Consider the following 20,446-nt stretch of genomic DNA (forward strand, 5'->3'; position numbering starts at 1 on the left):
ACACTTTATTTTTAATTGAGAAAATGGACATATTAAAGGAATTCCCATTTTTTTGGATGCTTTTTTGTGTGTATGTTTACAGTATTAAATAACAGAATGATTTTAAAAAATTACATAACGGGACTTTTTATCTGCTTATTTGTAGCTGTTTCTGCACAAGAAATAAATACAGATTTCCAAACCAATCAATTCGATGTAAAGGTTGTTGTAGAAAATAAAGATTCTGGAGACTATATTAAAAATGCAGAGGTTTTTGTAAGCGGAAAGTATTTTAATTATGATGAAGTTAGAAGTTGTTATTTAATTAAAGCTAGAGTAGGAGACCAACTAAGAGTTTCGAATCCGGATTTTGAAACGGTTTATTATACGATAAAATCGGATGAAGAAATAAAAATTTTGGTAGAAGGTTTGGAGTCAGAAAGAGAGCTTATTATGAGTAAAAGTTCTCGAAAAGAGAAATCGATAAAGGCACCAGATTATTATCATCAATATTTAGATTCAGCTAATTTTTATAAGAAAAAAGACATCGATCTAAGTTTGTCTTTTGTAGAAAAAACGTTACAAAATAAGGAATCTAAGCAACGGAATTCAGTTTCTTATAAAACACTAGCAGATATTTATTTGTATTGGAAACAATATGATTTAGCTGTAAATAATTACAAACTTTCTATTCAGATAAAAGAAAATACGGCAACAAAGATCGCATTGGCAAATGCTCAGTTTTTATTAAAAGATTTTGGTGAAAGTAAAAAAACATACGCTGAATTAGAAAAGCAAAAACTGAGTAACTATGAACGGATTCTTGTTTTAGAAGGTTTGGGAGATGTTGTTTTTTCATTGAAAAAATATTCAAAGGCAAAAAAGTATTATCAGCAATCTTTAAATGTTGCTAAAAAAAACTTAGTAACTCCAAAAATCACCGATTTAAACTCTAAGTTGGCAACTGTTTTTGCATCCGAAGGAAATATAACTCAAGCAAATATTCAGTTTAAAAACTCGTTAGATCTAGCTACAAAAGAAAATGTAAATAGAGCTTTAGAAGAAGAAGAAAAAGTAGCCGATTTTTATAATAAATCAAATCAATTTGATGATGAAATTAAATTAAGAAAAGAAAGTCTTTTAAAAGCTGAGAAAAACAAAACATCAGAAAAAAAGTTAAATTATGAACCAGATTCTATTACTTCTCAAAAAATAAACTATAAAATTGGTAACGCCTATATTTTAAAAGAAGACTATCAAAATGCGATTCCGTTTTTAGAAAAAAGTAAAAAAGATGCGGATGAAAAAAAGGATATTACCATAGAAAAAGATGCTACTAGAAAATTATCTGAAGTGTATGCAACGGTTGGTGACTATGATAAAGCATTAAAAAGCTACCAAGATTATGTACAATTAGTAGATGAATCTTACATACAAAAAGAACAAGAAATTCAGCAAGTAAAACGTTTTTCTAAGAAAATTTCCGACAATCAAAACCGAATTTCTAGTTTAGAAAAAGACAAAGAATTGGCAGAAAGTAAAATTAGTTTGGCGTATATAGATCAAAAATTATCCGAAGAAAGTAATCAAAGACAACGATTAATTATTTATAGTTTAATAGGTGGTTTTTTATTGATGAGTTTGTTGGCGTATTTTATGTTTAGAAATATCAAACAACAAAAATTAGCAAATAATTTATTGGCATTAAAATCGATGCGCTCTCAAATGAATCCTCATTTTATTTTTAATGCCTTAAATTCTGTTAACAGTTTTATTGCGGTAAATGACGAACGGAATGCCAACCGCTATTTATCAGAATTTTCGGCTTTAATGCGTGCCGTTTTAGAAAATTCTGATGAAGATTTTATTCCTTTAACAAAAGAAATAGAATTACTAGAATTGTATGTAAAGTTAGAGCATAATCGTTTTAAGGAAAAATTCGAGTATCAAATCTCTGTAGATGAAAACATCAATTTAGAACAATTTTCTATTCCGCCTATGTTGTTGCAACCTTATATAGAAAATGCCATTTGGCATGGATTAAGATACAGAAAAGACGTTGGGAGTTTAGAGGTTTCATTTGCTAAAAAAGACAATGAAACGGTTTCGGTTATCATAAAAGATAACGGAATAGGAAGAAAGAGATCACAAGAATTAAAGACCAAAAATCAACTGAAACAGCAATCAAAAGGAATGAATAACATAAAAAATAGAATTGCTATTTTAAATGATATGTATAAAGACAGAATTTCTGTGGTTGTTTCTAATGTTTTAGAAAACGGAGAAGGAACTAAGGTTGAGTTGTTATTGAAAAAGAAGTAGTCAGTCGCAGTTTTCAGTAACAGTAAAACAGTACTCAATTACAGTTTTTAGCTAAATAAGATTTACTTCTTTAATCAAGAAATAAGATATAGATTGAGAATAGTTTGTCATTTTTGCGTAGGCAGGAATCTATAATTGGCTGCTAATTATTCTTTAATTTATTAATATTAAAAAAGTTGGCAAATAAGTTTAGCCCTGATTGAAGCAATTGTTTGAGCTCTTTTTAATTCTTTTTCAGAATTAAAAAAGCGAGTGCGGAAAGCAGGAAATAGCTTCAAAAAAAATAAATAAGTCTATGAAATTAAAAGCAATTATTGTAGAAGACGAACAAATAAGTAGAGATATTCTGCGAAATTATATTGGTAAATACTGCCCTAATGTTCAGTTGTTGGGCGAAGCAAGTAATATTGATGATGGTTACAAATTAATTAAAGAGCACGAATTAGATTTGGTGTTTTTAGATGTAGAAATGCCTTTTGGTAACGCGTTCGATTTATTAGAAAAAGTAGAAAACAGAACTTTTGAAACCGTTTTTGTAACCGCGTACGATCATTATGCAATAGAAGCCTTAAATAGTCACGCAAGTTATTACCTGTTAAAACCAATTTCTATAGACGAACTTATAAAAGCAGTAAATATTGTTACCGAAATTAAGGAAAAAGAAAACCAGCTACAAAATCAAATATTAGCTCCAAAAAAAAATTCGGCAACGGGTAAAATAACCATTCCGCAACAAGACGGTTTTGAAGTTTTAGACATAAACGATATTGTTTTTTGTAAGGCAGACGATAATTATACAGAAATTCACTTAGCAAACTCAAAGAAATTAGTAAGTAAAACCCTAAAGTATTTCGAAGAGGCATTAACCGAATATACGTTTGCAAGAATTCATAAATCGTATTTGGTAAATGTAAATGCCATTACCAAATATAAAAAAGGAAAAGGAGGAAGCGTAATTGTTTCTAACGGAAAAGAAATTTTAGTTTCTGCCTCTCAAAAAGGAAATTTATTGTCATATTTTAAGTAAATTTATAGTTCAATTTTAGAACTTAAAAAATGGCACTAATAAAATCCGTACAAGGAAAACACCCACAAATACCAGAAGATTGTTATGTAGCAGAAAACGCAACTATTGTTGGCGATGTTTCTCTAGGTAAAGAATGTAGTATTTGGTTTAATGCAGTAATTCGTGGCGATGTGCATTATATAAAAATTGGTAATAAAGTCAACATTCAAGATGGGGCAGTTATACACGCAACATATCAAAAATCGCCTACAACAATAGGTAATAACGTTTCCATTGGGCACAATGCCATGGTACATGGTTGTACAATTCACGACAATGTTTTGGTGGGTATGGGCTCCATTATTATGGACGATTGTGTGGTAGAATCTAACTCAATTATTGCTGCAGGAGCAGTAGTCACTAAAAATACGCACGTAAAAAGTGGAAGTATTTATGCTGGAGTTCCTGCTAAAAAAGTAAAAGATATTTCTCAAGAATTAATTTCTGGTGAGATAGATAGAATTGCTAACAATTATGTAAAATACTCAAGTTGGTTTAAAGAGTAAATTTTGGGCGTTACTCAAGGTCGGGCTTTCACTACTCGCTTTTTTTGTAAACACAAAAAAGAGCTCAAACAGACCGTTCAATCCCTAACGCAAAACACCAATTCGTTATATACACAAAAACCCGATTTCAATTAAGAAATCGGGTTTTTTCAATCAACTAATCAACCAAAACTAGTTTACTTTCCTTGTTGAGTTTTATTTCCTTTTTTATTCCCTTTATTATTTTTTGATCCTTTTCTATTATTCATCGCCATTTTACCTCTGGCTTTTTGCATTTCTTCAAATTTTACCAGTTGTTCTTTATCTAAAATGTCTTTCATACGATTTTTCATGGTAATCTTATTATCTAATTGCTTGTTTTGCATAGCATACATTTCATCTGCTGTTGGTCTTTTGTTGGCTGTTCTATTCGCTTTTCTTTTTGCCATAGACGCTTTTCTTTCTGCCATTTGAGCCATCAAAAGAGGTTTAATTTGCTCTTGTTGATTTTTAGATAAATCTAAAGTTAGTGACATTTTTTTAACAGCTAAAGAAGCATGTTGTTCTATTGATAATTTAGAGATTCTTTCTCCGTTTCCTTGTCTTTTTTTCTGTGCTTGTGTAGTAAATGTTACTGCAAAAACGAATACTAAGATGCTTGCTAATTTTTTCATATCTATATAAATTTAATGTTTTGTTTTATATTTCTTTGACTGTTTATAAATAAAAAGGTTTAATGTAATTTTTTGTTTAACAAGTATTTAACAGATAAAAAGTGTTTAAAAAGCAAAAACTCGGTTTCAATAAAGAAACCGAGTTTTTTAATAAACTAATCAACCCAAAACTAGTTACATAAAATTTTTAATTTTTTTGTTTTTTAACTCTATTTTTAACATCTCCTTTTTTCTCCTTAGCCATTGCTTCAAACTTAGCAAATTGATCTTTGTCTAGAATACTTGCCATTTCAGTATTGAAAGCAGCAGCTTTTTCTTTTCTATCAGCATTTAATTGTTTGCGCTCTTCTTTACTAGGTTTTTCTCCAGACTCTTGTGTGGCTTTTCTTTTTTCCATCGCAGCTTTTCTATCAGCCATTTGTCCTTCTAATAAAGGTTTAATTTTACTTTGTTGATCTTCTGATAAACTTAAATCTTTTGTTATTTTTTTAAGCATCTTTTCAGCAGAAGGTTTTCCTCCTTTTTTTTGCGCTTGCGCAGTAAATGTAAAAGCTAATACAAATACTAAAATAGTTACTATGTTTTTCATTTTTTTTGTTTTGTTATTTAATAATTACACATCTTTGACACTTAAAAAAGGAAAAGGTTTAAATTTGTATTTCTGTTTAACACAATTTTAAGAAAAAAAGATGAAAAAATTTTTGTGGCTCCTTTTTTTATTACCAACATTTACCATAGCACAAGATAGTATTCGTGTAGATTTGAGTAACCCTCACGCTACCATTTATACACATTTATATTTTTTACAATCAGATTCTTACGAGCCTGAAAAAGCTGCGAAAACTATTTTAGGATTCTCTAAAGAGAAAGCAGTTGAAAAAGCAATTAAAATAAAACAAGTTTTAGATGGTAAAGGTTTATATGTAGATATGAACAAGATTCCTACTAGTCCTAATTATAAAGATACTGTAGGGTATTCTTCTTATTCTAAATATGTAATTTTTCCTGAAAGGATGCCTCAGATTTATGTAGAAAAAATAGGTAATAATTGGTATTACTCAACAGAAACAATAACAAAAATAGAAAGTTTATACAAAGAGGTGTACCCTTGGTATATTCAAAAATTACAGAAATTAATTCCTGTTTCTGGACGAAAAAAAATAGTAGGTTTAGAGCTTTGGCAAATAGCAGGTTTGTTATTAATGCTTGTTCTAGGGTATTTTATTTTTTTAATAGCAAAGAGATTCGCTTTTTTTCTACTACTAAAATTACAACATCAAATTACCAAAAACACTAATTTTGAAGTTAATAAAGTGATTAAGAAATTGGCGCATCCAATAAGTTTATTGGTTACGTTAACCTTTATAGATAAAGTTTTTCCATCCTTACAATTTGGGTTAACCACAAATACATGGGTGTTTTTAGCTTTAAATATTGCAGAAACAGTTTTCTGGATTTATGTTTTCTTAAAATTAGTGCAAGTTGTAATGCGTATTTATGCAGAGTTTACTGAGAGAACTCATGGTAGATTAGATGATCAATTAGTACCTATTTTACATAGTTTCTTAACAGGTTTGGTTCTTGTAGCTGGTGTATTAAAATTATTAGTTCTTTTTGGTGTAGATACTACAACAATGATTGCTGGTGCAACTATTGGAGGTTTGGCATTTGCGTTGGCTTCTCAAGACACTGTAAAAAACCTAATTGGTACCATTATGATTTTTCTTGATAAACCTTTTCATATAGATGATTGGATTGAAGCAGGTGAAGTTGTGGGTACTGTAGAAAGAGTAGGGTTTAGGTCTACACAAGTACGTGCAGCAGATACTTCTATTTATCAAATACCAAATAGTAGATTGTCTGAATTGGTGATCAATAATAAAGGCTTGCGTTTATTTAGACGTTACAATACAAACTTAGGTTTGCGTTATGATACACCTCCAGAATTAATAGAAGCTTTTGTAAAGGGTGTAAGGGAAATTATTATTGCACATCCAGAGACTCGTTCTGACTCTTATAATGTAGAGTTTACAGGTTTTGGAGATTCTGCTTTATTGATTATGGTAAATGTGTATTTTAAAAGTTTAACTTGGGGAGTAGAGCAGTCTTCTAAACACAGATTGCATATAGCAATCGTAAAATTAGCGAAAGAATTAGGGGTAGATTTTGCTTTTCCTTCTACTACGGTTACTATAGAAACTTTTCCAGAGAAAAAAGGTTTAAACCCAAAATACGATATTGATAAAGAACGAATAGATACTGTAATTGCAACTGTTGTTAGCGATTTTAATAAAGAAAACCCTAGTGAAACTGAATAACTTTACATAGAAAGTTTACGAAGCAATCTGTAGTTAAAATAGCACTATTATCTGTTATTGGAGGATCGCTTTATTAATTAGAAAAGTCAATTTTAAAACGGATGTCATTCCGAATGAGGGACGAAGAGGAATCTCATTTCGAGTATACGAAACAAGCGGCTAATAGATCAAGCTGATTGCTTCGTACCTCGCAATGCCGAATTTAATTAGCCATTTTTAGCTTCTTTAATAATTTCTTTAACAGCAATTTCATATTTTTTTGAATTTCCTGCTTTTTTAATCTTTTTAAAAGTCTTTTGAGGATTGGAAAAGCTCTGAGAAAAGTATTCCCAAAAACCTAGCATTTTCATTTTAATAGGTGTTGGTCCAGAAAGCGCAGCATCATATTCTGTGAAAATTCGATCATGAAATTCGTTAAAAAGATCGTATCTATTTTTAGGGTATTCTGTGGTGTCGTTTTTTATCATACTTGGTAAAAAAGGATCTGCAATTAAGCCTCTACCAATCATCCAATGATCTATGGATGGAAAACGTTCTTGTAGTTTTTTAAATGTGGCTACAGAAGTTATATCACCATTATAATACAATTTGTGCTTTGTATTGTCTACACATTTCTGAAAAGAATCTAAATCTGTTCCGCCTTTGTATAATTGTTTTCCTATTCTTGCGTGAATGGCAATGTTTTTTAGCGGATATTTATCTAAAACAGGTAAAGTCTCCAATATTTCTTCTGGCGTATCATACCCCATTCTCATTTTCATTGAAACTAAAATGTCAGATTCATTATGAATTTTATGAAGAATGCTATTTATTTTTTCTGGATCGGCAATTAGTCCAGAACCCATACCACGTTTGGTAACCATCGGGTAGGGGCAGCCTAAATTCCAGTTTAATTCTTTATAACCTAATTCTCTTACATATTTAGAAACAAATAGAAATTCATCTACATCATTGGTAATAATTTGCGGAATTACTTCTAACTCATTATTGTTATCTAATTGAATGTCTTTTTTGTAAGAATTTTTAATCACTAATTTTCCGTTTAAACGGATATAAGGCGAATAAAAAGTGTCTATTCCACCAAAAAAATGATTGAAAGCATTTCTAAATTTGTAATCTGTAAAGCCTTGTAAAGGAGATGATAAAAGAGTTTGACTCATAAAAAATATTGTGCTGCAAATATAGAATACTTTTTAATGCGTTTATTATAAAAAGTGATAAAGCAAATAAGTTTCTTTGGTATTGCAGCGATACCTTGTTTATGGTACCACTTGTTTGAGCTAGGCCCTCAAAAAAAACTAAAGATGTAAAAGATTTTGAGTTTTAGAATTTTTGAATTTCCCGTATCGGATGACTTATTTAGAACTTTAGTTTAAACAAAAACCTCATCAAATTTGATGAGGTTTTATAATTCTATGTGATGAATATTTTAAATTATTTAGGATCTAAAATAGTATCAATTCTGTCTACAACATCTTGCAAGTGGTAGCGTGTTAAAGTGTTCCCTCTGTTAGAAGCAGATTTTGCATCACGTTGTAAACGTTTCAACTCGCCTCTTGCTAAAGATTTTACATCAGATTGATTGATAGTAATACCAGTACTTTTTCTATAACCGCTATTATAACCTTTTTGGTCAGTTGCTTTATTTAATAAATAATCTAACCGATCTAAATATGCTCTTTGTAAGTTTCTTCTATAGGTATCAATAGATTTACCAGCATAGATTTCGCTCCAAACTCCTTTTCTTAAATCGCTCATCATATTAATTAATGAATAAGCACTAGTACCATTAGAAGTTTCATTTTCTATCATACGAGCCATTCTTCCAGCATCTAATATATTATTTAAAGTCTTAGCTTGTAAACCACGCACTCTTTCTACAGAACCAGAAAATTCGGTTTTGTTAAAAATATTTTTATCTAGCATCCAAGTAGGTGTTTTAAATAATTCATCAATTACAAATTGTAAAGCTTCTTTTTGAGTTGCTTTGTCTACACACGTGTAAACAGCACCTTCTTGGTCGGTAGTTTTAAAGTTTTCATAAACACCACCAACATTGGCTGTTACATGCCCCATATATCTATTAAACTGACTTAAAACTTGTCCGTACATCGTAGATAATTCATCATAATTTTCACCTTTTTCAGAAGTCCATTCTTCTAATCTCGGTAAAATTCTTTGTAAGTTTTTAATACCGTACATAGAAGCTTTCATAGCATTGTCTCCTAAATCTTCCGTTTGAGAGCTTGGGTCTACAACACCTGTAGCTTGTTGATGTCCGAATCTGTACATTGGGTCTCCCGCATGTTTTAAAATCCAAGCATCTAAAATTGGTTTTTCTTCTTTAGCAGTTTTATCAAGAATTGGTCTATATCCCCAAGAAATAGCATATTTATCATACACACCAATATTTGGCATTAAAGCAACACCTTTATCTTCTGGTTGTGCCACATAATTAAAACGAGCATAATCCATAATTGATGGAGCTGTTCCGTATTTTTTAGTGAAAGATGCAGAGCGTAAAGAATCTACAGGATATGCAGTAGAGCTCCCCATGTTGTGTGGTAAACCTAACGTGTGCCCTAGCTCATGAGAAGACACAAATTTGATTAATTCTCCCATGGTTTTTGTTTTAAAATTGTTTCCTCTTGCATCGGGATTAATCGCTGCAGTTTGAATAAAGAACCAATTGTGTAATAAAGACATTACATTATGATACCAGTTAATATCTGATTCTAAAATTTCTCCAGAACGAGGATCACTAACATGAGGACCGTTTGCATTAGGAATAGGTGATGCTAAATATCTAATTACAGAATAACGAATATCTTCTGGGCTATACTCTGGGTCTTCTTCTTTACTAGGTGCTCTTTTACCTACAATTGCATTTTTAAAACCTGCTGCTTCAAAAGCAACTTGCCAATCATTTACTCCTTGTATAATATAAGGAACCCACTCTTCTGGAGTTGCTCTGTCTACGTAGTAAATAATTTGTTTTTTAGGTTCTACTAATTCTCCTCTTTTAAATTTTTCGATATCTTCATCTTTTACTTCTAAACGATATCTGTCTAAATAAGTAACCGTTTTACTTTTTTGAGCTTCCAAACCATAATCTGTTTGTCCGCGTGCAAACCAACCTACACGTTCATCAAAATATCTACGTTTCATAGGAACCTTTGGTAGCAAAACCATTGAATTACTCATTTCTAAGGTAATAGAACCTAGGGCATTATTAGAAGGTGCCTTACTTGCAAAATATGTTTTTACATGTCTAATTTCTATATTTTGTGGGTAACTACTTACTCGTTCTATATAAGAACGATCTTTATCCATTCTTGTAACCCCATATGTTTTTCTGTAAAACCCAGGAAGACCTAAGGGTTTTATATCTGCAGAAAATAGGGCAGTAGCATCTATAACTGTTGCAGTAGAATCTTTACTAATTGCTTTTATAGGAAAAGAAAATAGTATAGGTTCTAAGTTAGAATTAACAACAGCTTCATGAACAGGTAAAATAGTGTCTGCAACGATGTCATAAGAAACAATTCTTAAGAGTATTTGTTTTTTTTTCTTCTCCCAACGTAAAACTTGTGTGTTGGTTTTTCCGCCACCAAAACCAATACCAGTTGCAGTTTTTGCAATTCTTGTAACCATTAACATTTCTCTTGTTAAAAGGGAATCTGGTATTTCAAAAAGATATGTATTGTCTTTTGAATGAACTTTAAATAAACCCTCGTCCGTTGTAAAGTCTTTGGTTACTACTTTGTTATAAGGTTGTAAGTCTCCTTTTTCGGGTTTCTTTTTTGGAGCTTCTTTAGGAGTTTCGTCCTTTTTTTTCTTCCAAAATTGGGCTTCTGTTTGGATTGTAAAACCAAAAACAAAAGCAACTAAAAATAATTTAGTAAGTAATTTTTTTGACATCATTAAAATGTTGTTTGAATTGGTTTCGAAGTTAAGGAATCTAAAAAAATAGCAATCTTAATTATATGTTAAAGACAAACTACTTGTAATACAAAAAAAAAGCATCCAAAATTTTAGGATGCTTTTTTATAATTCTAATTTTTAGTGCTTTACTTATCTAATAAATACTTTTTTGGAAGTAACACCTTGTTCCGTTTTAATTTTAATGACATACAGGGAAGTTGAAATCTTATTCGTTTTAATTCTTATTTCGTTATTCAATAATACGTCTTTTTCTAATTTAAGTATTTTTTTACCTGTTAAAGAGTATAAAGTTATTCTATTTATGGTTTGTTCTCCTAAATTATTTATGACAAGTTCTTTAGAAATATCATTTTGATACACGTTAAAATTTTCATTAAAGACATCGTCATTAAGAGATAACGTTTCCTTTTTAAAGGTGATAAAAAAACGGTTAGAATAGGTTCCTTGAATTAAATCTAAAACAACTTTTTCTTCAGATAAATTATAGAATTTATTTTCTAAACGGTCATTTAAAAAGATAGAAGCCTCATCAAAATTTTCTAGAGCATCTATATTAAAAGTCACTTTTCTGTTTTTATCTAATACTAAGATTAAAGGAATTTCTATTTCATTATTAAATTCCTCTACGGTAGATATTACAAAAGGAAGCTCTCTATCTTTAACTATCAAGCCTAAATCACTTGGTTTTTGGTCAAACATTTCTCCATCAAAACCATTTTCGTAACCTTGTGTAAGGTTTCTAAAAGCAACTGCTAGTTGTCTTTTATATGTAAAGTCACTATCAATTTCAACGCTAAAACCTAGTCTTAATAAAGGGAAACTATATTCACTTTTATACTTATTCTTTTGATTGCTTTTAGCTAATATTGAAGCAGTATCACTAACGTCTGTTATAGTTCTTTGTGAGTTTTGAAATGTTACTGTACCAGAACCATCTGCTTCTCTTGTAACAAAAAATGCTTGTCCAATCGGCAGATATATTCCGCCTCCAATAGTAACTCTAGACACAATGGTTGTGTAAGTACCGGTATAACTGCCTCTTACATGAGTATTGTCACTTGCGCTATTATACAAGTACAAAGTACCATTGATGGCAGATAAATTATCTGCTATAAAAGCTTCAGAATCTAATGCAGAAGGATAGGGATTACCCAATAAACTATAATTATCTTTGGTAATTGTAGACGTGTAAGTACCATCATTAGGTAGTCCTTTAAAGGTAAAAGTTGCTCCAACACTTTTCATATTCCAACCGTAGGTTGGTTTTAAAACTGCAGATGTAGGGTCTAGGTACCTTGTCCAATCAGGTGCGTCAATTAGTTTAGCCAACCATCTTTTGCTAATCTTAATGGGTGAAGAAGATGCATCTCCATCATATCCCACAATAAAATCAATATCAACAGCTTCTCCAACTGAAGAGGTTGATGCGGTTGCAACAGAACCGTCTTTTAATACATCATTAATGGCAAAATCTATTCCTATTGCTGTTCCTGCTTTTCTTACAGGTGAAGACCAATAACCAGACTGATAAAAGTTAGAAGTATTTGCTTTTTGATCTACATAAAGGTTTCCGGATCCTGTATTAAGATTTGTACCACCATGTGTTTGTATTAGTTGAGAATTACCAACTAATCTAATATCTCCGTTATTCTGAATACCATTTGTTACTTGTAGTAAAATATTTGAAGCTGTGCTTAAAATTCCGCCAGTCTCAACTTCTACTTCTCTTACATTTGCATTTTCTGTTAACGTTAGACTACCTGTTGCTGTATTCTTTACTAATAACTTATAACAACCATCTGTAGTATTTGGAGCGTTAGAAGTTCCGGCGCCATTATAAAATGTTGTGCCATCTAAAACAATTAAGTCCTTATACTCTAAAGTGAAGTAATCATTATCATTGAAGGTAACTCCGGTTGCGGTGTAGACTCCACCAGATAATACTAAATCATAACTTGTTTTTGTTGCAAAGGTAGATGAATTACTAACTATTAATTTTAAAGCGTTACATCCATCAGGAGAATTAAAAGTAATATCTGATGCTTTTAAAGATAAAGTTACTGTACCTAAATTATTACGTTTACTAACTCTCCATTTAGTGTCTAATCTTTCATTATAGTTTGTAGCAGCGGACGAAGAAAAGTTATAATTTGCATTTTTAACATCTTCTCCCCAAAATAAAAAGGTATCATTAGACAATGCTGATGGTGTATTTATTCTGATAATACCGGATCCTTGAGAGTCTGTGTGGTTAGAGCCATCTGATGCTTGTCCAATACCGGCTACTTTAAAATCGAAATTTTCTCCTGTAGTATCCTCATCATAAAAATCATTATTAGTTAAAGTTATGTTGTATTTAGCAGATAGGTAATTGTTTATTATAATTCTTTCTACTTCAGTAACTGTATAATTATAATGTATAATTTCTGCGAAATCCGCTCCCAAATATGTGCCATAACCAACATTTAAAGCAGCTATTGCTAAAGGTTGGTTACTGTTTTCTATCATTGTACTAGTTTCATTAGATGTTCTTATTAAGTTCATTTCATTATAAATCTTACTTCGTTCGCTTGAAACTAGACTACCATCAAAAGTATAAGATAAAATATAGTTAATGTTATTGGAAAACGTTTCGTTAGTATAAAAACGATCATCTTGAGTCTGAAGGTCCACGTATAAATTTTGGGGTGTTTGCCAAAAAAACCAAGTATAAGAATAATTATATGTATTTCCAGAGCTTATCCTCTTGCCTAAAATACCTCTTGGACTAGCGTTTAAATTATTAGGTCTTAGTGCAACAAAATAAGAAATACCTGCGGTACCATCTAATATATCGGCATCAGGTACTGCCATTTCATCACCGTTTGTAACACCAGATGCTCCATCAAAACGTACAATTGGCATTCCATTTAAATTACTAGTAGAATGGCTGATTGGTTGCTTTGTAGGTGCTGTTTGACCTGCATTGTTATTGTTGCCAGAAGTGTCTTTCCAAGAACTAACAGAACCGTAAGAAGAAAAACTATCAGCCCTTAACCAAAGGCCATTATTACTACTGTCACCAACTCCTCCAGGACCTTTTTGGGCAAAAGAACTCACACTTAGTAATATAAAAATAAAAGGTAGTGATTTTAGAAAAAACATATTTAGGGAGTGTTTTAACATAACTGTTTAATTTCTTTAATAATGTAGCAAAAATATTTTTTTTTTATTTTAAATAGTGATAATAGATCTACAAATTAATTTGTAGATCTATTGGTGTAAGTTGTTAAATAAAAGGAAAACTAGAAATATAGAATATACGGTAATAAAAAAGTGTAGTTAATACGCTCTTTCGTTGTTTCCTTCGTAAAAGTTAATGTAAGCTTGGTTTACAACTCTCATTCCTCCTGGAGTAGGATAATTACCGGTAAAATACCAATCACCTAGATTATCTGGGCAAGCTTTATGCAAGCCTTCTATCGTTTGATAAATAACTTCAACTTCAGCTTTAATATCTTCTGTTTTTAACATTTCTGCAATTTTTGCAGAAATTTCTTCGGCAGTAAAGGGGGTGTAAATTCCTTTTACATAGTTTATAATTTCGGTATCAGATTTAGATTGTTGCGCTTTACATTTTTTGTAAACTTCGTCTACAATATGATATTGATTGGTGTCTTTTAATAACTCTAAAGCTGCATTAAAAGCAATAAAACCATCAATTTTTGCCATGTCTATTCCGTAACAATCTGGGTAACGAATTTGTGGAGCAGAAGAAACTACTACTATTTTTTTAGGGCTTAGTCTGTCTAAAATTCTAATAATACTTTTCTTTAAAGTAGTACCTCTAACAATACTATCATCTATAATTACAAGATTGTCTGTTGGTTTTACTACACCATAAGTAATGTCATATACATGTTCTACCAAGTCATCTCTACTGCTATCGTCTGCAATAAAAGTTCTTAGTTTGGCGTCTTTAATGGCTATTTTTTCGAAACGAGGTCTTGCAGATAATATTTCTGTAACTTTTTCGGCTGATAACTTACCAACCCCTGCTAAAATTTTTGCTGTTTTTTGCTGATTTAAAAAGTCTTCTGCAGCTTCTGTCATTCCGTAGAATGAAGTTTCTGCTGTATTAGGAATAAAAGAAAAAACAGTGTTAGAAATATCGTTATCTATAGATTTTAGAACTTCCGGAAAAACATATTTTCCTAAGTTTTTACGCTCTTCATAAATAGAAGCATCACTTCCTCTAGAGAAGTAAATACGCTCAAAAGAACATGCTAAATTTTCTTTAGGTTCGTTGACTAATTTTATCGAAGTTTTTCCACTTTTTTTAATGATTAAAGCATGCCCTCTTTCTAATTCTTGTACCTCGTCAATTTTTACATTGAATACTGTTTGAATAACAGGTCTTTCTGAAGCAACTACAACAACTTCATCATCTTCGTAAAAATAGGTAGGTCTAATTCCGTTTGGATCTCTTAATACAAAAGCATCTCCATGCCCAACTATACCAGCCATGGCGTAACCACCATCCCAGTTTCTAGAAGATCTTTTTAATACTTTTTTAAGCTTTAAATTTTCTTCAATATAGGGTGAAGCATCTTTTTTATTAAATCCTTTTTTCTTTGCTTCTTGGTATAATTTGCCAACTTCATCTTCTAAGAAATGACCAATTTTTTCCATTACAGTTACCGTATCTGTAAATTCTTTTGGGTGTTGCCCTAACTCAATTAATTCTTCTAATATTTGATTAGAATTGGTCATGTTAAAGTTACCCGCAACTATTAAATTTTTGTGTTTCCAGTTACTTTGGCGTAAAAACGGATGTACGCTTTCTATGCTATTTTTACCAAAAGTTCCGTAACGTACGTGTCCTAAAAACAAATTACCAACATAAGGCATGTTTTCTTCTTGCCAAGCAACATCGTCTTTTTTATCTGGGTTTTGTTCTAAAACACCATTTAAACGCTCGTTAATTTGAGCAAACACGTCTTGTATAGGTTGCGATTGGTTAGAACGAACTCTACTAATATATCTTGTACCTGGAGCTACATTAAATTTTACACTAGCAAAACCGGCACCATCTTGTCCGCGATTGTGCTGTTTTTCCATTAATAAATACATTTTATTAATTCCGTAGAAAGCAGAACCGTATTTGTCTTTATAAAATTGTAACGGTTTCTTTAATCTAACAAGTGCAATTCCACATTCATGTTTAATAGCATCACTCATTGGTATTTATGGTTTTTTTGTTGTGTTGTTGTAAAAAAAAATCCGCAGCAAAAACCGCGGATTAAAATTAAGATATTTCTATATCAAATTGTGTTAATTCTTTAAAAGCTTGTAATCGCTTTTTAACTTCTTTTGCAGTAAGCTCTTGCATACGTTCTGTACCAAACTTTTCTACACAGAAAGAAGCTAAGTTAGAACCATATATAATTGCATTTTTCATGTTGTTAAATGAAATGTCTTCTGTTTTAGCTAAATAACCACAAAAACCACCAGCAAATGTGTCTCCTGCTCCTGTAGGATCAAATACTTCTGCTAAAGGTAATGCTGGTGCATAAAACATGTTTCCTTCATTAAATAATAATGCGCCATGTTCTCCTTTTTTAATAACCACGTATTTTGGTCCCATTTCATGAATCTTTTTAGCAGCATTTACTAAAGAATATTCTCCAGATAATTGACGTGCTTCTTCATCATTAATAGTAATTACATCTACTCTTTTTAAAACAGTATGTAAATCATCTAAAGCAATATCCATCCAAAAATTCATAGTATCTAATACTACTAATTTTGGTCTTTCAGACATTTGGTCTATAACAGAGGCTTGAGTTAACGGATGTAAGTTTCCTAACATAACAATACCTGCGTCTTTAAAGTTTTCTGGTACAACAGGTGTAAATGTTTCTAATACATTTAATTCTGTAATTAAGGTATCTCTAGAGTTCATATCATTATGATATTTACCACTCCAGAAAAAAGTTTTACCTTCTTTGTCTACTTCAATTCCATCAGTATTAATTCCTTTAGAATTCATCATTTCTAGATAAGAAGATGGAAAATCTCCACCAACTACAGAAACAACGCCTGTTTTTACTCCAAACTGACTTGCAGCTAGACCTACATAGGTTCCAGAACCCCCCAATATTTTATCAGTTTTCCCAAAAGGGGTTTCAATTGCATCAAAAGCTACTGTACCAACTGCTAATAATTTACTCATTTCTTAGATTTTATACGTAATTTTGCATTTTATAAAAATGCGTTTTAAAAAAGGCAAAAATAAGTTTTAAAAATGACTATCAAAGAAATACAAGAAGAAATTATTGATGAGTTTTCTATGTTTGATGATTGGATGGAACGCTATGAGTACATTATAGAGCTAGGGAAATCTTTACCAATTATTGATGATGCACATAAATTAGATGAGAATTTAATAAAAGGATGTCAGTCTAAAGTTTGGTTATTTTCTGAATTAGATAATGATGTTATTAAGTTTTCTGCGGATAGTGATGCTATTTTAACAAAGGGAATTGTGGCATTATTATTGAGGGTTTACTCAAATCAAAAACCAGTAGATATTTTAGCTGCAAATACAGATTTTATTGATGAAATTGGTTTAAAAGAACATTTATCGCCAACAAGAGCTAATGGTTTAGTTTCTATGATTAAGTACATAAAAATGTATGCAATAGCACAACAAACTAAATTAATGAATTAAAAATACAAGGGGTATAAAGCCATTGTTAAAAGAAATATAATGACAGATAAAGAGTTAGAAATAGTAGGAGATAAAATAGTAAATGTTTTAAAAACAATTTACGATCCAGAAATCCCTGTAGATATTTACGAATTAGGTTTAATTTATGATGTTTTTGTATCTGAAGAAAATAATGCAAAAATATTAATGACTTTAACATCACCTAACTGCCCCGTTGCAGAAAGTTTACCTGTTGAGGTTGAAGATAAAGTAAAAACTTTAAAGGAAATTAACGAGTGTGAAGTAGAAATTACTTTCGATCCTACTTGGACACAAGATATGATGAGTGAAGAAGCAAAACTAGAATTAGGAATGCTATAAAATAGTATTCAGTTCTAAGAAATAAAAACAACTAACGTCATTTCGAAATGAGCTTTTTTAAGCGATTGAGAAATCTCATTTTTTAAACTTTTTACATGGCAGAAGAAATTATAAATAGGGTATCAAATAGTAAGCTTAAAACCTTTGATTTAGAAGAAATCTATCCAGAAGGAAAAAGAGTGGTATTTGATGTAAAAGATTGGTTGTTTCAAGAATTGATTTTAAAAGAAAAAGACTTTAGAGAATCTGTAAAAAACCATGATTGGTCTCAATACAAAAATTCTTTTGTAGCTATTTCTTGTTCTGTAGATGCCATAATTCCTTCTTGGGCTTTTATGTTGGTGGCTTCAGAGTTAATTCCGTTTGCAAATAAAGTAGTTATTGGTAATTTAGAATTATTAGAAACTGTACTTTATCAAGAATTAATAGGGTTCTTAGATTTTAAAGAATTTGCAGATGCACCCGTTATTATAAAAGGATGTGCTAATAAGCCCATACCTAATTCCGCTTACATTTTTTTAATAGAAAAATTACAACCAGTAGCAAGGTCTATCATGTTTGGAGAAGCTTGCTCAACAGTGCCTTTATATAAAACTAAAAAACAATAGTATTTTAATTATGCTATTGTTTTTGCAATTTAAATTACAATGAGAAGACCATTGCTACTTCTAGTATTACTTGTTATGTCTAGTTCTTTTTATGCACAAAAAAAGAAAAAAGATACACTACCTATACCTAAATGGAAGATTCTTGGCAAGTTTGATTTTGTTTTTAACCAATCTACTTTTTCTAATTGGGCATCTGGTGGAGAAAATACCGTTGCTGGAGATTTAAATATTCACTACGATATTAATTACAAAAAAAAGAATGTAAACTGGGATACTAGAATTTTAACGGGGTATGGATTGAGTCATTTAAATGACAAGGGATATCGAAAAACAAATGATAGATTCGAATTAAATTCACTATTAGGAATAAAATCAGGTAAAGATTGGTTTCTTTCTCAATTTATTAATTTTAAAACTCAGTATACAAGAGGTTATAATTATAAAAAAGAACCCGCTTTACCAGTTTCAGATTTTTTATCACCGGCATATCTAAGTATTGGAACAGGTATGTTATGGAAAAAATCTGATAATTCAAGTATAAACATTGCTCCAGCTACGGCCAGATTAACAATGGTTAGTGACTTTTTTTCTGGGCAGTATGGGGTAGATGAAGGAGACAATACAGCGTTTAGTTTAGGTTTTAATCTATCTGGTTATTTTAAGTTTCGTGTGATGGAGAATATTGAAATGGAAAATATTGTAGCCGTTTACTCAGATTACCTAGAAAAACCAGAGAATGTAGATATAGAAAACCAAACTAATCTTAAGTTTAAAGTAAATAATCATATTAAAATGAACATGACTTTTCATGCAATTGTAGATGATAATGCCTCTAGTAAAGTGCAGTTTAGACAATTATTTGGATTGGGGTTAAATTATAGTTTTCATGAAAAAGTGACTTATTAATTTTTTTATTGTCTAAATTAAGAAAAAGGGTACTTTTGTACTCTTAAAAATAAACAAAAATGAAAAAAGTTATTTTAGTATTCGTTTTTGCATTTTCATATACATTTATGAATGCTCAAACAGTAGAAGAATTAAAAAAAGAAGTATCATCTAAAAAAGGTGAGATTTCTAAATTAAACGGAGAAGTAGGTGCTTTACAAGCAAAAATTGATGCTTTTCCAGGATGGAAATATGGAGCGTTTGGTACTTTAGGTGTTAACCTTTCTGGTTTTAACAACTGGTACTCAAAAGCAGCACCAGACAATAATGCAGGTAATATTGCAATTATTGGTAATGGTTATGCAAACTTAGATAGAGAAAAATATTTTTGGAGAAACTCTTTAAATGTAAATATTTCTTGGTTAAAAAATGATATTGATAAAGATTCTGATTTAGATGATGATTTTGAAACGGCAAACGATGTATTTACATTAACTTCTTTATACGGTTACAAAATTACAGAAAAATTAGCTGCTTCTGTTTTAGGAGAATACAGAACTACTTTAATAGATAATTTTAATGATCCAGGATATTTAGATCTTGGTATTGGTGCAACATGGACTCCTATTAAAAATTTAGTAGTTGTTGTACACCCATTAAACTACAATTTTGTATTTAGTAATGGAGCATCAGATTACACATCTTCTTTAGGTGCTAAGATTTATGCAGATTATACTAGAAAAATTGGTGCAATTAACTTTAAGTCTAACGTTTCTGCTTTTCAAAGTTATAAATCTAACGATTTATCTAACATTACTTGGACCAACTCTTTCGGTTATACATTATGGAGAGGTATTGGTTTAGGTTTTGAATTTGGTTTAAGAAGCAACAAACAAGAAGCATTAAATAATGCTAATAGCTTTACCCCTGTGCCAGCTGAAACTTTTGCTACTGTAGATAACAAATTACAATCATACTGGTTATTTGGTCTTAACTACGGTTTCTAAATATAAAATATAATTTTTTTACAAAACCTCAAGAAGAAATTCTTGAGGTTTTTTATTTTCCTTACTTTTACAGTCTAAACCTTTG

Annotated in this window: 16 protein-coding genes; 9 read left to right on the plus strand and 7 right to left on the minus strand. The window is 30.7% G+C overall.

Features of this window, described 5'->3' with window-relative positions:
- The first annotated feature begins 96 nt into the window (after nucleotides 1–96).
- From MPF19_RS12875 to MPF19_RS12885, 3 genes are all read left to right on the plus strand, one after another.
- Entirely contained in the window at nucleotides 97–2,301 is a 2,205-nt protein-coding gene (locus MPF19_RS12875; protein WP_249988548.1) for a tetratricopeptide repeat-containing sensor histidine kinase, read from the plus strand.
- Nucleotides 2,302–2,596: 295 nt separating this feature from the next.
- Entirely contained in the window at nucleotides 2,597–3,328 is a 732-nt protein-coding gene (locus tag MPF19_RS12880; RefSeq protein WP_249988549.1) for a LytR/AlgR family response regulator transcription factor, read from the plus strand.
- A gap of 29 nt (nucleotides 3,329–3,357) precedes the next feature.
- Nucleotides 3,358–3,873 carry a gamma carbonic anhydrase family protein gene (locus MPF19_RS12885; RefSeq protein ID WP_203391794.1) on the plus strand — a complete coding sequence of 172 codons (516 nt, stop codon included), beginning with the start codon at nucleotides 3,358–3,360 and terminating at the stop codon, nucleotides 3,871–3,873.
- Between the two features lie 176 nt (nucleotides 3,874–4,049).
- Here MPF19_RS12885 and MPF19_RS12890 read toward each other — a convergent pair whose 3' ends face one another.
- Together MPF19_RS12890 and MPF19_RS12895 are read right to left on the minus strand one after the other, a co-directional pair.
- Nucleotides 4,050–4,526, minus strand: coding sequence for a hypothetical protein (locus tag MPF19_RS12890; RefSeq protein ID WP_249988550.1), 477 nt, complete (start codon nucleotides 4,524–4,526; stop codon nucleotides 4,050–4,052).
- A 187-nt stretch (nucleotides 4,527–4,713) separates the two neighbouring features.
- Nucleotides 4,714–5,115 carry a Spy/CpxP family protein refolding chaperone gene (locus MPF19_RS12895; protein WP_249988551.1) on the minus strand — a complete coding sequence of 134 codons (402 nt, stop codon included), beginning with the start codon at nucleotides 5,113–5,115 and terminating at the stop codon, nucleotides 4,714–4,716.
- Nucleotides 5,116–5,215: 100 nt separating this feature from the next.
- On the opposite strand from MPF19_RS12895, the gene MPF19_RS12900 reads away from it, so the two are divergent.
- Nucleotides 5,216–6,844 (plus strand): mechanosensitive ion channel family protein, encoded by a 1,629-nt coding sequence (locus tag MPF19_RS12900; RefSeq protein WP_203391797.1) that lies wholly within the window; start codon nucleotides 5,216–5,218, stop codon nucleotides 6,842–6,844.
- A 206-nt stretch (nucleotides 6,845–7,050) separates the two neighbouring features.
- Here the strand turns inward: MPF19_RS12900 and MPF19_RS12905 are convergent, their stop codons facing one another.
- The 5 genes from MPF19_RS12905 to MPF19_RS12925 form a co-directional block, all read right to left on the minus strand.
- Nucleotides 7,051–8,004, minus strand: a complete 954-nt coding sequence (locus tag MPF19_RS12905) for a tRNA-dihydrouridine synthase family protein (RefSeq protein WP_249988552.1) — start codon at nucleotides 8,002–8,004, stop codon at nucleotides 7,051–7,053.
- Between the two features lie 274 nt (nucleotides 8,005–8,278).
- Nucleotides 8,279–10,765 (minus strand): zinc-dependent metalloprotease, encoded by a 2,487-nt coding sequence (locus MPF19_RS12910; protein ID WP_249988575.1) that lies wholly within the window; start codon nucleotides 10,763–10,765, stop codon nucleotides 8,279–8,281.
- Between the two features lie 153 nt (nucleotides 10,766–10,918).
- Nucleotides 10,919–13,888: a DUF8693 domain-containing protein gene (locus MPF19_RS19425; protein WP_249988553.1), complete on the minus strand. Its 2,970-nt coding sequence runs from the start codon at nucleotides 13,886–13,888 to the stop codon at nucleotides 10,919–10,921.
- Nucleotides 13,889–14,110: 222 nt separating this feature from the next.
- Nucleotides 14,111–16,009: an amidophosphoribosyltransferase gene (locus MPF19_RS12920; protein ID WP_249988554.1), complete on the minus strand. Its 1,899-nt coding sequence runs from the start codon at nucleotides 16,007–16,009 to the stop codon at nucleotides 14,111–14,113.
- 67 nt (nucleotides 16,010–16,076) lie between these two features.
- Nucleotides 16,077–17,003, minus strand: a complete 927-nt coding sequence (locus MPF19_RS12925) for a PfkB family carbohydrate kinase (RefSeq protein WP_203391800.1) — start codon at nucleotides 17,001–17,003, stop codon at nucleotides 16,077–16,079.
- A gap of 72 nt (nucleotides 17,004–17,075) precedes the next feature.
- Here MPF19_RS12925 and MPF19_RS12930 point away from each other — a divergent pair, with 72 nt between their 5' ends.
- From MPF19_RS12930 to MPF19_RS12950, 5 genes are all read left to right on the plus strand, one after another.
- Entirely contained in the window at nucleotides 17,076–17,501 is a 426-nt protein-coding gene (locus MPF19_RS12930) for a SufE family protein (protein ID WP_203391801.1), read from the plus strand.
- 39 nt (nucleotides 17,502–17,540) lie between these two features.
- Nucleotides 17,541–17,861, plus strand: a complete 321-nt coding sequence (locus MPF19_RS12935; protein ID WP_203391802.1) for a DUF59 domain-containing protein — start codon at nucleotides 17,541–17,543, stop codon at nucleotides 17,859–17,861.
- 95 nt (nucleotides 17,862–17,956) lie between these two features.
- Complete coding sequence (locus MPF19_RS12940) at nucleotides 17,957–18,469, plus strand: DUF2480 family protein (protein ID WP_203391803.1); 513 nt, start codon at nucleotides 17,957–17,959, stop codon at nucleotides 18,467–18,469.
- 39 nt (nucleotides 18,470–18,508) lie between these two features.
- Nucleotides 18,509–19,375 (plus strand): DUF3078 domain-containing protein, encoded by an 867-nt coding sequence (locus MPF19_RS12945; RefSeq protein ID WP_203391804.1) that lies wholly within the window; start codon nucleotides 18,509–18,511, stop codon nucleotides 19,373–19,375.
- A 59-nt stretch (nucleotides 19,376–19,434) separates the two neighbouring features.
- Nucleotides 19,435–20,361: a DUF3078 domain-containing protein gene (locus MPF19_RS12950; protein WP_249988555.1), complete on the plus strand. Its 927-nt coding sequence runs from the start codon at nucleotides 19,435–19,437 to the stop codon at nucleotides 20,359–20,361.
- Nucleotides 20,362–20,446 lie beyond the last annotated feature (85 nt).

It is taken from the genome of Polaribacter sp. Z014, assembly GCF_023555435.1.
Classification (GTDB): Bacteria; Bacteroidota; Bacteroidia; order Flavobacteriales; family Flavobacteriaceae; genus Polaribacter.

What these genes read in the sequence shown, in the direction of transcription:
- MPF19_RS12875 (WP_249988548.1), top strand. Translation starts at nt 97, where the DNA reads ATGATTTTAAAAAATTACATAACGGGACTTTTTATCTGCTTATTTGTA.
- MPF19_RS12880 (WP_249988549.1), top strand. Translation starts at nt 2,597, where the DNA reads ATGAAATTAAAAGCAATTATTGTAGAAGACGAACAAATAAGTAGAGAT.
- MPF19_RS12885 (WP_203391794.1), top strand. Translation starts at nt 3,358, where the DNA reads ATGGCACTAATAAAATCCGTACAAGGAAAACACCCACAAATACCAGAA.
- MPF19_RS12890 (WP_249988550.1), bottom strand. Translation starts at nt 4,526, where the DNA reads ATGAAAAAATTAGCAAGCATCTTAGTATTCGTTTTTGCAGTAACATTT.
- MPF19_RS12895 (WP_249988551.1), bottom strand. Translation starts at nt 5,115, where the DNA reads ATGAAAAACATAGTAACTATTTTAGTATTTGTATTAGCTTTTACATTT.
- MPF19_RS12900 (WP_203391797.1), top strand. Translation starts at nt 5,216, where the DNA reads ATGAAAAAATTTTTGTGGCTCCTTTTTTTATTACCAACATTTACCATA.
- MPF19_RS12905 (WP_249988552.1), bottom strand. Translation starts at nt 8,004, where the DNA reads ATGAGTCAAACTCTTTTATCATCTCCTTTACAAGGCTTTACAGATTAC.
- MPF19_RS12910 (WP_249988575.1), bottom strand. Translation starts at nt 10,765, where the DNA reads ATGTCAAAAAAATTACTTACTAAATTATTTTTAGTTGCTTTTGTTTTT.
- MPF19_RS12920 (WP_249988554.1), bottom strand. Translation starts at nt 16,009, where the DNA reads ATGAGTGATGCTATTAAACATGAATGTGGAATTGCACTTGTTAGATTA.
- MPF19_RS12925 (WP_203391800.1), bottom strand. Translation starts at nt 17,003, where the DNA reads ATGAGTAAATTATTAGCAGTTGGTACAGTAGCTTTTGATGCAATTGAA.
- MPF19_RS12930 (WP_203391801.1), top strand. Translation starts at nt 17,076, where the DNA reads ATGACTATCAAAGAAATACAAGAAGAAATTATTGATGAGTTTTCTATG.
- MPF19_RS12935 (WP_203391802.1), top strand. Translation starts at nt 17,541, where the DNA reads ATGACAGATAAAGAGTTAGAAATAGTAGGAGATAAAATAGTAAATGTT.
- MPF19_RS12940 (WP_203391803.1), top strand. Translation starts at nt 17,957, where the DNA reads ATGGCAGAAGAAATTATAAATAGGGTATCAAATAGTAAGCTTAAAACC.
- MPF19_RS12945 (WP_203391804.1), top strand. Translation starts at nt 18,509, where the DNA reads ATGAGAAGACCATTGCTACTTCTAGTATTACTTGTTATGTCTAGTTCT.
- MPF19_RS12950 (WP_249988555.1), top strand. Translation starts at nt 19,435, where the DNA reads ATGAAAAAAGTTATTTTAGTATTCGTTTTTGCATTTTCATATACATTT.